This is a genomic window from Gracilimonas sp., assembly GCF_031581265.1.
Classification (GTDB): Bacteria; Bacteroidota; Rhodothermia; order Balneolales; family Balneolaceae; genus Gracilimonas.
This window is the reverse complement of the sequence record NZ_JAVLBQ010000022.1, coordinates 14254-27439: the sequence shown is the minus strand read 5'-3', so window position 1 is coordinate 27439 and position 13186 is coordinate 14254. Positions and strand designations below refer to the sequence as shown.

Sequence of the window (13186 nt, the reverse complement as noted above, 5' to 3'; positions counted from 1 at the left end):
TTCAGATGACAAAACAAATAGCCAATAAAGTACATGCACTATCATGTGAAGCAATTGCTGTAATTACTTATTTGAACAATCCGTGATTGATACATTCACAAACTTCGTTATTGGTTGATGGAATAATTAAAAAAGATCACCTGAAATACCTAAGAATCACTATCATATAAACTCCGAAATAACATTCCAAACTGTCATACAACTTTAATATCTTTGATACTCTGTAAACCCGATAGAAAATTAACTTAATGAGCACTATTGCCAACGAAAAGTATGAGGCGGTAATTGGCCTTGAAGTTCACGCACAGCTACTAACCGAAAGTAAAGCTTTTGCTCCCGTAAAAACTGAATATGGAGGAGCACCAAATTCACAGGTAACGCCTTTATGTCTGGGGCATCCCGGAACGTTGCCGGTGATTAATGAAAACCTGGTTCGATATATCATTAAGATGGGATTGGCTACGAATTGCAGCGTAGCAGAAAAATCCATTTTTGCCCGTAAAAACTATTTTTATCCCGATCTTCCCAAAGGATACCAGATCTCTCAGTTTGAAACACCAATTTGCCATGATGGATATATCCATATTGAGCTGGAAGATTATGACAAAAAAATTGGGCTAACTCGTATTCATATGGAAGAAGATGCGGGAAAATCCATTCACGATCAGGATCCTTATAATACACTGGTTGATTTAAATCGTGCCGGAACGCCGTTAATTGAAATTGTATCGGAACCGGATCTCAGAACTCCCCAGGAAGCTTATGCTTATTTATCTAAGATCAAGCAGATTGTGCAGTACCTTGAAATCTGTGACGGAAACATGGAAGAAGGAAGCCTGCGATGTGATGCAAACGTATCTGTTCGTCCGCGTGGACGGGAAAAATTCGGTACGCGAACCGAGCTCAAAAACATGAACTCTTTTCGAAATGTAGAACGAGCTATTCAATATGAAATTGATCGCCAGATTGATTTAATCGAAGATGGCGGAGAGGTAGTACAGCAAACTCGTTTGTGGGATGTTACCAAGAATCAGACGCGAACCATGCGTTCCAAGGAAGAAGCGCATGATTATCGGTATTTCCCTGAACCGGATTTGCCTCCGATTATTGTAACTGATGCCATGCTTAATGAGATCAAAGAAGAATTACCCGAGTTGGCTGATGTCCGCAGAAAAAGATTTATTGAAGATTACGGGATGAGCGAAGATGATGCTGTTACCATTACGGACAGTAGGTATCTCGCAGATTACTATGAAGAGGTAGTTGACCATTTAGGGAATCCGAAAGCAGCATCTAACATAGTACTAAGTGAGGTATTGAGAGTATTAAATGAACAAAGTATTGATATCAGAGAATTTTCAATTTCAGCAAAAAGAGTATCGGATTTAGTTAAGCTCAAGGAATCTGACAAAATAAATTCGTCAGCTATGCAGGAAATTTTTAATGCCATGCTTGAGGAGGAAAAAGAACCGGAAGTATTAGCTGAAGAAATGAACCTTGTACAGGTGTCAGATTCCGGGTTTCTTGATCCAATTGTTGATCAAATTATAGAAGACAATCCCGATGAGGTAAAACGTTATAAAGAAGGTAAAAAGCAATTAATAGGGTTCTTTATAGGACAGGCCATGCAGGCTTCAAAAGGCAAGGCCAATCCTAAGTTGGTAAAAGATCTAATCACCAAAAAATTAAACGACTGATAACAGTCATACTAATCATGAGAAACATTGCAATTATAGCTGTTTTAATGTCATTGACGTTAATAGCGGCTTGTTCCGATAAGCCTGAAACCATGAATACAATGGTTAAGGGTACAATTACAGTCGCTGATTCTGTGGATGACAGTGGAGACTTCTCAAATATTGAAGTTACTATTATAAAACAAGATTCAGTGAATGCTGCAATCGATACGGTATTCAATTCATTAACTGATATAAATGGTTCTTTTAGTGGGACAGCAAATTTTCCCCGAAAGAACTTCTATCCAATGTTGATTAGCCGAAATGACAATGATATAGCAAGTCTACGGGTAATATTAGCTGAAAATGATACCCTTACTGTAAATGCAGAACTTCCGGAAATAAGGGAAACAATTTCTCTTGAGTCGAGAGAACACAACGCAATGGAAGTTTTCAGAAGGGTTGACCGAAGTTTTCAAAGGGTGGGAGCTTTCATCAACAGTGGAACCCTCCCTGATTCACAGGTTGTGGATGAAATCAGCAAATGGACGGATCTTTATTGGGAAGTGTATCAGAAGCATGAAAATACCATAGCTTCGTACATGGCTGCTGAAAAAGCGGCTGAGCTTGTTGGAGTATTGGACAAAACTGAGATGATGGCGAAAATTGATGAAGCACTACCCGCTGATTATATGGTATCTGTGGCATTGAACCTTGGTAAGCCCTATGTAGCAGAACAAGAAGGATTTGATGCTGCTTCAGCTTATCTTGATTCACTTTCTGAAATATCTCAGTCAGAATCCGCTAAAGAAATTGTGATGCGCGATAAAATCAGAATGTATTTCGACAGCTCTCGTGTAAAAGACGCCAAGCAACTGCTTTCAACATATGAGAATGAATTTAGCTCTCCCTCATCCGAAAGGTGGGCTAAAACTATACGATACGATCTTAATTATTTAGCTCCCGGTGTTGAAGCGCCCGATTTTACATTTGTGACCATTGAAGGAGATACAGTCAGTAAAAAAAGCCTGGATGGAAGCACGTATATTCTGGAAATTTCACCTCTTGCCAATTACGAGTATCAGGATGATTATGATCGCACCTTGGTTATTCATGAGATCTACAAAAATTATGGACTCAAGATATTCACAATTCCTCTCGATCAAAGCGAAGTAACGGTTAACGCATTTTTTGAGGAGCGCAGAAAGGCCTGGCCGGTAGCTCAGTTGGGTTCTTTTGATGTGCAGGAAATCATAAAGAAATTTAATGTCGTTCAAGTTCCTACTCGGTTACTCATTGATAAAAACGGAGAGTTAATCCGCAAATATGAAAGAGATGAATTCGATGAGGTGATTCAAGGACTAAACAGGGCTTTAAGAAATTCAAATTCACCAAGCTAAACCAACTACTCCATGAGAAAACTACTGATAGCCGGTAACTGGAAAATGAATTGCGGACCCTATGATGCTGCTGAATTATTGGAAGGCCTTATATCTCAAAAATCAGAAGTTGATGAAAATGTAGATGTTCTTGTATGCCCGCCGTTTGTTTCTATTGGGATGGCTGTCAAATACTTGTACGATACGGACATCCAGGTAGGAGCTCAGAATATACACTTTGAAGAAAATGGAGCTTACACCGGCGAGATTAGCGGGAGCATGTTAGCTGAAAGCGGTTGTAACTATGTGATTGTCGGCCACTCGGAACGCAGGCAATATTTCGGCGAAACTGATGAAACCGTTAATAAGAGGGTGAAAAAATCGCTGGAGCACAAATTAGCTCCTATTGTTTGTGTGGGTGAAAGCTTAGATCAACGAAAATCTGATACGCATCATGAAGTGGTCGAAAACCAGATTAAAGCTGCATTAGAGCATGTTTCAAATTCAGAGATATTGGATGTGGTAATTGCCTACGAACCCATTTGGGCTATTGGAACCGGTGAAACGGCTTCTCCCGAGCAAGCCCAGGAGATGCATAAACACATCCGAAATATTTTGACGAATCTGTATGGAGATGAAGCCGCTGAGGCCATCAATATTTTATATGGAGGCAGTATGAAACCCGCGAATGCCCGTGATCTGTTAGATCAAAAAGATGTAGATGGCGGTTTAATAGGCGGTGCCAGCTTAGATGCAGAAAGCTTTTCAGAAATCATCAACATTGCAGAAGACTTAGTTTAAGCCATGGAATATAACGTTCTATTACTGGGAAGTGGAGGCCGGGAACATGCGCTTGCCCGTGCCATATCTAACTCTCCTTTGCTAAAAAATTTATTTATAGCTCCCGGTAATCCGGGCACTGCTGAACTGGGTAAGAATGTTAACATTTCTATATCTGATTTTGAGGAAGTTTGGGAATTCATTCGAAAAAATGAAATAGACATTACTGTAGTAGGCCCGGAACAACCCCTTGTTGATGGTTTGGCTAACTTCCTGGAGGCCAAGAACCACCCGGTTTTTGGACCCAGACTACAGGCCGCCATGTTAGAGGGGAGCAAAGAATTTGCCAAGGAATTCATGCAGCGCCATGACATCCCCACGGCATCCTATCAAACATTTGATCAAGAGAATTTTGACAAAGCAGCCGCTTATATCCGAAATAGAAATAAATATCCGGTCGTTTTAAAGGCTGACGGTCTTGCGGGGGGGAAAGGTGTTTTTATCCCCGAATCTGAAGCAGAAGTTATGGACGTGCTGGAGGAACTCAAAACCAGTGAATCTCTGCAAGAGGCTGCCAGTAAATTGGTGATTGAAGATTTCATGATAGGTGAAGAAGCTTCGGTTTTTGCCATCTCTGATGGAGATTCTTACAAGATAATCGGAAATGCCCAGGACCATAAACGCATCGGGGAGGGAGATACGGGACTTAATACCGGCGGAATGGGAGCGTATTCACCAGCACCCGTGGTTACGGATGAAATCTTAAGAAGAGTAGAAATTGAGATTATTGAGCCTACTATTTCCGGTATGAAGGAAGAAGGAAATCCCTATGCAGGCATATTATACTGTGGGCTGATGATTACCGAAGAAGGACCTAAAGTTGTGGAGTATAACTGCCGCTTTGGTGACCCTGAATGCCAGGTCATTTTACCCCGAATGAAAACCGATCTATTAGAGATAATAGTGGCATGTGCAAAATCAGAATTGGCAACTGTCGATATTGAGTTTGACGATGAAGTAAAATGCTGTGTGGTATTGGCGTCCGGAGGTTATCCTGAGCAATATGAAAAGGGAAAGGAAATTACTGGTCTCGAAAAGATCAAAGATGCTATCGTGTTTCATGCCGGGACCAAGGCTGAAAATGGTAAAATATATACCAACGGTGGAAGAGTACTGAACATCGTAGGATCAGGAAAAAATCTTGAACAGGCCATTAAAAATACCTACGAAGAAGTAAAAGAAGTCTACTTCGATAAGCTCTACTACCGATCCGATATTGGTGCTAAAGGATTGAAGCATTAAATAACAATAGCCTGCTCAGAATCAGGCTGAAAATAGGTGACATTGAACAGATATGGCAGAATATCGAAGCCTTTTAAATCTGTGATCTTGTGCGTACAAGATCTGAGGATTCTTTGGATTTCAATGGGAGCTTTTCTACTGCTGATTTTATTCTCTTGCTCGGGTTTTGCCCAAAGTCCAGCATTACTGTATTCAAACCTTCAAAACGCGACTTCATTTTCGGTCACTCAAAATTTTGTTTATGTAGTTGAACAGGATCAAAACAGGATATTGAAATTTGATCATGAAGGGGTTTTGGTGGAAACCGTTGGCGGTAAAGGATCCGGAGATTATCAATTTAGCCGTCCCGTCGATATTGATGCTACCAACGGACTCAAAATATTCATCACGGATTATAACAATAGGCGGGTACAGGTTTTTGATCGCAGGGGGCAGTTTTTGAGCAGTATTTACAGGGGGGATACTTTTGGCAGTTCAAGACGATATAATCCCACCCAAATTTCAGTAAATAGTTTGGGAGAAGTTTTTTTTGTGGATGAAACAGAAGATCAGATTTACCGATTTGATGTGGATTCTAATTTGATGGACGAATTCAGAATATCTTCCGAAATAGCCTCAGTTGATGAAATGTTGGCAACCTCAAAAGAAATTTTAGTACTGGATAAAAGAACAAAAACTATACATCGGTTGGCCTTGAATAGCAGTTACCGTGGATTTTTACCTGCAGATGGGGTATCTGCCTTTCACAAAAATGAAAGGGGATTTTGGAAAGTATATAGAGATCGACTGGAGCTTGAAACGGAGACAGGAAATAGTTCAAGCTTTCAATTTGATGAGGAAATTTCTCCGACAGGAATAAAAGCGATAAACAACACAGCCTACATTCTCACAAGTACCCAATTATTCAAAATAACCGTGGAATAGTGATGCTGTCTCACAATTTTATTTTTGATAATTCCATTCCGTTTAAAGAAAAAGCAAGACGGGTATTTGAGCTTCAGAAAGAACATAATCTTGTTTATCACCGTTTCTGTAAGGCAATGGGTAGTGAAGAAATTGCATCGGTTAAAGACATCCCTTTACTGCCAATAGAAGCTTTTAAAGAAGCAGAAATAGTAACTCCGAAAAAGGAGAATGGGGAGCTCCCGGATGTATGGTTTCAAAGCAGCGGTACGAGCAGAATGGTACGCAGCAAACATTTTATTTCAGATCCCGGTCTTTACAGAGGATCGATTCTAAAGGGGATGAACCAATTCTATGATTTAGAAGATTATGTGATTTGGGCTTACACACCGAGGTATAATGAAAACCCGCATTCTTCTTTGATATGGATGCTGAGGACTTTGATTGAGGAAGACCATACAAGACTAAGTAAATTCCTGGAACTGGATAAACCACTTGATGAAAAATCACTCAAGGAAATAACAAAGTCCGGAAAGAAACTGATGCTATTCGGTGCAGCCTTTGGATTTTTAGATTTGATTGAAATGGCTGATCAAAAATTACCTCCTGATACTATAGTAATGGAAACAGGAGGAATGAAAACTCATCGCCTGGAGATTTCAAAAGTGGAATTACACCAAAAGCTTGCAAAAGGATTTGGGCTTCCAAAATCTCAAATTCACTCAGAATATGGCATGACCGAATTATTGAGTCAGGCTTACAGCTTTGGGGATGAATGGTTTGCCTGTGTGCCCTGGATGAACGTGAGCATACGAGATCCCAAAAACCCAATGAAGGAAGTCGATTTTGGAGAAGAGGGGTTAATAGGAATCATTGATTTAGCCAACTTGTATTCCTGTTCGTTTATGCTGACGGGTGATAAGGGTATTCACCGAGAAGATGGAAAATTTCAGGTTTTGGGGAGATGGAATCCTAAGAATCTAAGAGGGTGTAATTTTTTAATTGAAAGGGATTGAAAGAGATCAGTACACATATCGATTTGGTTAAAGAAGCTTTAGAAGAGTGGCTGAGTTCCGAAAATGCGTCTTTACAAGAGTCAAAAGAGAAAACCATATCCGAAGGTTTATTCAGTCTTCAGGATGTGGAGCATCAACTTTCAGTATTCCGTAAGAATCTGGCATCCAATGATATTGAACAATGGATTGACCGGGCCGGATTGAACGACCAATTAAACGCCAGGGGACAAAAAGTACTTTGTCTTCACGCCGGAAATTTGCCTTTAGTAGGATTTCAAACAGCAGTGGGAACCATACTTGCCGGGGCCGATTATTATGGGAAACTTTCCCAAAAGGATCCTTACCTGTTAGCTTCATTTTTGGATGAAGTCAAAAAGCAAAACCCTAATCAAGAAATTCAGTTTTCAACGGACCTGGAATCTTTCAGAAATTTGGAGGCTGATAAAGTGGTATTTGCGGGTTCTGATGAATCGGTTCCTGAAGTAAAAGAAAAAATCAGGGAATTTAATGCTGCTACATCATCTGCAAAATATATCGTCCGTACCGCAAAATATTCTGTCTGCTTTCTGGGTAAAGTAAACACCGCTAATATTAAAAAGCTGACGGAAGCCATGCTGCGTTATGGAGGGAAAGGATGTCGTTCTGTAGCAGCGGTAGTATCGGAGCACAAATTGGACAAGGTAAAAGGAGAGTTGGAAAAATCTATTCAAGAATATTGGAAAGAAAATCCACAGCACAAAAAACCCGGTCCAAATTTGAGATATAAGTATGCCTACAATTATGCATTAGACAAGTCTCAATTATGGCTTCAGGATTTTCTTATTCAGGAATCGGAGGGAATGCCGGGCTCAGATTTTACTGTAAACTGGATGCAAGGTGACCTGAAAAAGATTGAACAGCTCAAGCAGCGATATGGAGCCAAAATTCAATCCATTTATACTGCAGGAAAAAAGGTATCCGGTTTTGATGTAGAAGATTTAAAATATGCCCAAAGTCCATTTCTGTACTGGAAACCCGATGGCATGGATACAATTGAGCAACTGATAGAAGAAAGTTCGTGAAAAATAAAAAAGCCCGGCGCTTAACCGGGCTCAATTACTAGGATCAATAATTAATTACGCCTCAGCCATGAAATTTTCTGGCTTCCAGCATTCTTGCGTATTGGTGACCGCTTCATCGGCTATATGCTTAATATCCAATTCTTCAGCCACAACATGTGGTATTACTTCACTTGTCTGAGTGATCAATGCTGCGATCGTAGTCAAACTTTCTTTAGTAAAGTTTGATAACTCTTGATTATCTGCACCCAGAGCGGCTGTATGTAACATAGTATATCCGCTTGCAATCATACTTAAGGCCGTGTAATCATCCCGAAGCATTTTTGAAACCGCATCACTGCGTTGGGTATCTAAAGCTCCGGCAATTGCCCCGGAAAAGGCTGCAAATGTTTCTTTGATAGTGCTTTTTGTGCCGTTATTCAGAATTCCTTGCATACCTTCAAATGATTGAAGCTGAGCTGAAAGGGCAAGGTCAATATCATGTAGTAAGTTACTTGCTTTATCGTTCGTGAGCTTACTTGATGTTTGTTGCGACTTAACCGCCTTATGAGTATGCTTGATTAACGTAAAAAGATCAGTTGAATAGGTTTTTAATGTCTCTTTTTGCATAATCTTGATGAATTAGTTTGGATTCACCAACTACAATGAGTGACAAGTTCTTATCGTTTCAAATTATGGCCTATTGCCTTAAAGAAAGGCAAATAGGGAACAGAACTCATAATTTTTAGATCTTGCTTTAAGTTAGTTTCCTCTCCTAAAAATCTAAAAATTTCATCCAGACTGTTCTTTTTAAACAGAGAATGAAAAACCTTTAGGCTTTCTTCGGTTGAATTTGAAAGTATATGTAACAGAAGCAGGTCATAATAGCGGTATTTTAATTTAGAGGGTTGAGGGGGGAGTGGATCAAAACCCTGAATTAAATTACGTGCAAGTTTCTGGGTGTAGTCCTGAATGCGGGTAAACGTATAACCGGTACTTGGTTTTGTTTGACCACCTACAGAACCCAGGTTGTAAATATTCTTTTCATAAAGGGGAATATGGGGCCTGTCTTCCATAGGAATTTCACCATACTCCTTTCTTTTTATTTCATAATGGTCTTTATCTATACCAAACTGGTGGTAGAGATAATGTTTAATCTTCTTTTTATAGATTTTTTTAGGAAGTGTTTCTTCAGAAAAAACAGTGAATTCAAGAAGTGCTTTTTCCTGAGTGAACGGCAAAACATACATAAAGCCAACTCCAGGACTGAAATCTTCATCAAAATCCATGATTGTAAATGTTTCAGAATCAAACGTAGGCTCGGTGGTATGCACTTCCCAACCAAGGAAATGTTGAATGAGCGGATATTTAATACTTGAATCATCTAAACCCTTAGGCTTAAAAACACTTTGAAAAATGTGATTCGCCAGGTAGCTATCTCCATTTTTAGTAAGTAATACGGCTTTATTTTTATTAGAGGAGAAATCGAGAATGTTTTCTTCAAGGAGGTCGAAGTTCTTGTATTTCCTTAATTCTCTAAGTACACATTCGCGAAAATCTCCACTTCTGATGCAGTAATAGCTGTATTCATTCATGTAACGGAAGGTGCTGTAGTCCAATACTGAAACCCAGGTCTTATTCCATTTTTTATAAATTATTTGTTTGAAGGGGGGCTCGTGGGCCGTCCAAAAGCACCAGGTTTTATCATTTGTGGGAGCAAAGGTAGAGTCAACCACCAACACGTTTCCCTTATAGTCACCTTTTGCTAAATACCAGGCAAGGCTTAAGCCCGAAAGTCCGCCACCGGCAATAATAATATCGTACTTTGCTTCAACCTTCAAAAGAGGCTACCTCCGGGATAATTTTCAGGATTAAGCTGCGTATCTTTTTAAAGAATTTTTTCATGAATAATGGTGTAATAGTTATGTTCGCTTCAGCTATTGATTATATTCCAACTAAAGGAAAAAGCAAAATAAAACTATGATTGATTTACGAAGCGATACCATAACACAACCGACACAATCCATGCTCGAAGCAATGATGGAAGCGAAAGTCGGGGATGACGTATTTGGGGAAGATGAAACAGTAAATGCTTTTCAGCAAAAAGTAGCTGAAATGTTTGGTATGGAAGCCGGACTTTTTGTGCCCAGTGGAACCATGAGTAATCAATTGGGGGTAAAGGTATTAACCGATCCCGGGGATGAAATTTTGATTGATGCAAAAGGCCATATTTTTAATTATGAAACCGGGGCGGCTTCGGCATTATCGGGTGTGCAGGTGCGAACGCTTGATGGGAAAAATGGGAAATTGGAAACTAAAATTCTCCGGCACACAAAACGTGGTCACTTCGATTGGGAGCCGCGCACTAAAGTCATTTGCCTCGAAAATTCTACCAATAAAGGCGGCGGTGTGTGCTATACCAAAGAAGAGTTGAGCGATATCAAGGCATTTGCTGATCAGGAAGATTTGTTAATTCATTTAGATGGAGCCCGTATCTGGAATGCGATTACGGCTACTGAAATAAAACCAGAATTTTTTGGAGAGATTGCAGATACTATCTCTGTATGTTTTTCAAAAGGACTTGGAGCACCTGTGGGTTCTATGCTTTTATCCTCAAAAGAAAATATAGCAAGAGCTCGCCGTTTTCGGAAAATGTGGGGCGGAGGAATGCGGCAGGTTGGTCTTTTAGCAGCTGCAGCAGATTATGCTTTAGATAACAATTGGGATAAACTCAAAGAAGATCACCGACGAGCTAAAGAAGTAGCACAAGTTATTTTTGACAGCAAGTTTTTAGCCGTGGACCTAAAGAAACTGCAAACCAACATAATATTATTTGATACGGTGAAGGAATTGGCTGAATCGGTAGTTAAGAAATTAATGGAAAAAGGAATTCAAATGATTCCTTTTGGACTGAATACCATTCGTGCCACCTTTCATTTTCAAATTACGGATGAAGATGTGGAGGAAGTAAAAACAGCTTTGGCTGAGATAGGAGAGTGAGGAGTGATAAAGTAATAAAGTAAATCTTAACTTATTCACTTTATTACTTTTCAACTACTGCCAACAATTTGTTCATTTCATCAATGATATTCTTCCGAATCGGGAATCCTTTTTCAAAGATCATTTCCTGCTTTTGCTTGTATTCCTTTCGGCCGGAATCCGTTTCAATTTTGATGGGCTCCAATCCCTGTTCACGTAAATCATAGGGACTGGCTTGCATATCTATGTAACGAGCTTCAACCGCCAACTCGAAGGCTTCGAGAATAGGTGAGCTTGGTATCCAAGGGTATAATTTGAACGCCCATTTGTAGAGGTCCATGTTGGAATGAATGCAGCCCGGTTGTTCGGTTTCGTGAAATTTTTCACGGGAAAGCTCGAAGCGGTTCAAGGGCTTGGCCGGCTTGGTGAAAAACCGGAAAGCATCAAAATGAGTACAAAGCAAGGGACGCGATTCCACAAATGCCGCGAGTTCATCAGGCTCCATTCGCATCGGCAGCTGATTATGTCTGGGATTCTCAGATTTATACACCATCGCCCATTCGTGCATCCCAAAACATCCAAAAGAAGGCCGGTTTTGCTGGGTATTTTTCAACATCTTAAGCATCCATTTCAAAGACGAAATTCGTTTATCGGGAAATAGATTTGGATCTACGAAGGCAATGTTATCTTGCACGGTCATTTCCGAAATTTCTGGAAGCTCATTAAAATCAGAAAAGGAGAGATTCACCTCAATACCAGGCGACCACTTTCGAAGATTAGAGGGTCTAAAAGCGTAATATTCAAACAAGAAGTCCATAACCGGGTTTTTCTCTTGACGCGAGCGAGCTTCGAGGTAGTCGTTCAACAAAGCATCAACGTGATCTTCGTGTGCTTGTTTTTCACCCAACCACTTCTCCTCAGGAATAATCGTTTTCTCTTTGATATGTTCAGCTTTTATCATATGACAAAGGTAAGACTATGAAACGATAACGTGCAATAAAGAATAATAGGACAAAGAGTTTAGAGGCTTATTTATCTGAAAAATATTGCCATTTATGTCTATATTTATTTGTGGGTCTTTAATAATTTGTATTTCATATACTTAAAGATTGTGATGGCAAGTTGTTGTCCTTTATTAACAAAATTTGGGAGTGGTATATACCACTCCCTTTAAAATTACTTATGAAAAATCTATTAGTTGGCACTGTAATTTTACTAATTGTTGGTACTGCATGTAATTCGGAAAATGGTGTTAAAGAAACTTTACCCAAATTGGTAAAAGTGGATTCGTTAATTCTTCAACCAGATTCCCAACATCTATTTGGTATGTTCTATGAAGATTTCAAAATAAATGAACAGGGAAATAATCTTGCTTTCTATGATCGTATAAAAGAAAAAGTGTTTGTATTTGACAGAAAAGGGCGATTTGTACAGGTATATGGAGAGAATAACAAAGGACCTAATGGAATTTTAAATGTTGCTGGGTATGACTTTATCTCAAATGGAAACATAGCTATTTTAGATATGCAGCAGCGCTTACTGAAAATCTTTGATCAAAACGGGGAAGTAATAAAATCATCACCTGTTTTTGAAGATGAGAAGTTCTTTTATTCTGGTCTGGAATTTCTGATATACAAAGATGAAATTTATCTACCCATTATAGATAGCAAGTATTACAATAACCCTAATCCTGATTCTTCTTCCTTAATTGGAAAGTTGGATTTAAATGGAAATTTCACAAAAACGTTTGGGAAATATGACCCATTTTTGAGCACTGATAATCAATATATGTTGGATAGTAACTTTGATATAACAAATGCAGGTATTATTTATACAAATCTTAGCAGTTCTTATGGTATTAGATACTATGACCTCAATGACTACAGCTATTTGGGATCTTTTGGGGTACAATTTCCAAGTTTTTCACTCCCTAAAAAAGAGGTAAAGCTTAATCTGCCGATTTCTGAGATAACCAAGCGCATGACGGGTGCTTCCACAACTTACTCAATTCATTCTACTGAAAACTATTTTGTTCAGCACGTGCAAGTCCTTACAGAAGAATGGTTTGAAAATGTGAATAATGAAAACAAGGAAAATCTGTTGGTGCTCTAAGA

The 13186-nt window shown here is 39.3% G+C and carries 12 protein-coding genes; 9 read left to right on the top strand and 3 right to left on the bottom strand.

The genetic code is table 11. From position 1 onward, the window contains the following. Positions 1-248: 248 nt before the first annotated feature. Genes gatB through RI561_RS08975 form a run of 7 tightly spaced genes read left to right on the top strand, consistent with a single transcriptional unit; the run spans position 249 to position 8117 of the window. Positions 249-1697, top strand: a complete 1449-nt coding sequence (gene gatB, locus RI561_RS09005) for an Asp-tRNA(Asn)/Glu-tRNA(Gln) amidotransferase subunit GatB (RefSeq protein WP_395079905.1) — start codon at positions 249-251, stop codon at positions 1695-1697. Between the two features lie 17 nt (positions 1698-1714). Next, on the top strand, positions 1715-3076 hold the full coding sequence (locus RI561_RS09000; protein ID WP_395079904.1) for a peroxiredoxin family protein: 1362 nt from the start codon (positions 1715-1717) through the stop codon (positions 3074-3076). Positions 3077-3088: 12 nt separating this feature from the next. After that, a complete protein-coding gene (gene tpiA, locus RI561_RS08995) occupies positions 3089-3856 on the top strand; it encodes a triose-phosphate isomerase (protein WP_395079903.1) in 768 nt (255 codons plus the stop codon). Between the two features lie 3 nt (positions 3857-3859). Continuing rightward, positions 3860-5137 carry a phosphoribosylamine--glycine ligase gene (gene purD, locus RI561_RS08990; protein WP_395079902.1) on the top strand — a complete coding sequence of 426 codons (1278 nt, stop codon included), beginning with the start codon at positions 3860-3862 and terminating at the stop codon, positions 5135-5137. Between the two features lie 36 nt (positions 5138-5173). After that, the gene (locus RI561_RS08985; protein WP_395079901.1) at positions 5174-6061 is read left to right on the top strand and encodes a hypothetical protein; all 888 of its coding nucleotides are present in this window, start codon (positions 5174-5176) and stop codon (positions 6059-6061) included. A gap of 2 nt (positions 6062-6063) precedes the next feature. Next, positions 6064-7056, top strand: a complete 993-nt coding sequence (locus RI561_RS08980; protein WP_395079900.1) for a hypothetical protein — start codon at positions 6064-6066, stop codon at positions 7054-7056. Continuing rightward, positions 7053-8117, top strand: coding sequence for an acyl-CoA reductase (locus RI561_RS08975; protein WP_395079899.1), 1065 nt, complete (start codon positions 7053-7055; stop codon positions 8115-8117). The genes RI561_RS08980 and RI561_RS08975 overlap by 4 nt, the downstream gene beginning before the upstream one ends. 54 nt (positions 8118-8171) lie before the next feature. Here the strand turns inward: RI561_RS08975 and RI561_RS08970 are convergent, their stop codons facing one another. Together RI561_RS08970 and RI561_RS08965 are read right to left on the bottom strand one after the other, a co-directional pair. Continuing rightward, on the bottom strand, positions 8172-8723 hold the full coding sequence (locus RI561_RS08970; RefSeq protein WP_395079898.1) for a hypothetical protein: 552 nt from the start codon (positions 8721-8723) through the stop codon (positions 8172-8174). Between the two features lie 50 nt (positions 8724-8773). Beyond that, the gene (locus RI561_RS08965; protein WP_395079897.1) at positions 8774-9934 is read right to left on the bottom strand and encodes a lycopene cyclase family protein; all 1161 of its coding nucleotides are present in this window, start codon (positions 9932-9934) and stop codon (positions 8774-8776) included. A gap of 139 nt (positions 9935-10073) precedes the next feature. Between RI561_RS08965 and RI561_RS08960 the strand changes: the two genes are divergently transcribed. After that, positions 10074-11093 (top strand): threonine aldolase family protein, encoded by a 1020-nt coding sequence (locus tag RI561_RS08960; RefSeq protein WP_395079896.1) that lies wholly within the window; start codon positions 10074-10076, stop codon positions 11091-11093. 43 nt (positions 11094-11136) lie between these two features. Here the strand turns inward: RI561_RS08960 and RI561_RS08955 are convergent, their stop codons facing one another. After that, positions 11137-12033 (bottom strand): 3-methyladenine DNA glycosylase, encoded by an 897-nt coding sequence (locus tag RI561_RS08955; RefSeq protein ID WP_395079895.1) that lies wholly within the window; start codon positions 12031-12033, stop codon positions 11137-11139. Between the two features lie 221 nt (positions 12034-12254). Here RI561_RS08955 and RI561_RS08950 point away from each other — a divergent pair, with 221 nt between their 5' ends. Continuing rightward, positions 12255-13184 (top strand): hypothetical protein, encoded by a 930-nt coding sequence (locus RI561_RS08950; RefSeq protein ID WP_395079894.1) that lies wholly within the window; start codon positions 12255-12257, stop codon positions 13182-13184. Positions 13185-13186 lie beyond the last annotated feature (2 nt).

Excerpts from the sequence above, each read along its gene's own strand:
- RI561_RS08970 (WP_395079898.1), bottom strand. The coding sequence starts at position 8,723 with ATGCAAAAAGAGACATTAAAAACCTATTCAACTGATCTTTTTACGTTA.
- purD (WP_395079902.1), top strand. The coding sequence starts at position 3,860 with ATGGAATATAACGTTCTATTACTGGGAAGTGGAGGCCGGGAACATGCG.
- RI561_RS08950 (WP_395079894.1), top strand. The coding sequence starts at position 12,255 with ATGAAAAATCTATTAGTTGGCACTGTAATTTTACTAATTGTTGGTACT.
- RI561_RS08955 (WP_395079895.1), bottom strand. The coding sequence starts at position 12,033 with ATGATAAAAGCTGAACATATCAAAGAGAAAACGATTATTCCTGAGGAG.
- gatB (WP_395079905.1), top strand. The coding sequence starts at position 249 with ATGAGCACTATTGCCAACGAAAAGTATGAGGCGGTAATTGGCCTTGAA.
- RI561_RS09000 (WP_395079904.1), top strand. The coding sequence starts at position 1,715 with ATGAGAAACATTGCAATTATAGCTGTTTTAATGTCATTGACGTTAATA.
- RI561_RS08980 (WP_395079900.1), top strand. The coding sequence starts at position 6,064 with ATGCTGTCTCACAATTTTATTTTTGATAATTCCATTCCGTTTAAAGAA.
- tpiA (WP_395079903.1), top strand. The coding sequence starts at position 3,089 with ATGAGAAAACTACTGATAGCCGGTAACTGGAAAATGAATTGCGGACCC.
- RI561_RS08960 (WP_395079896.1), top strand. The coding sequence starts at position 10,074 with ATGATTGATTTACGAAGCGATACCATAACACAACCGACACAATCCATG.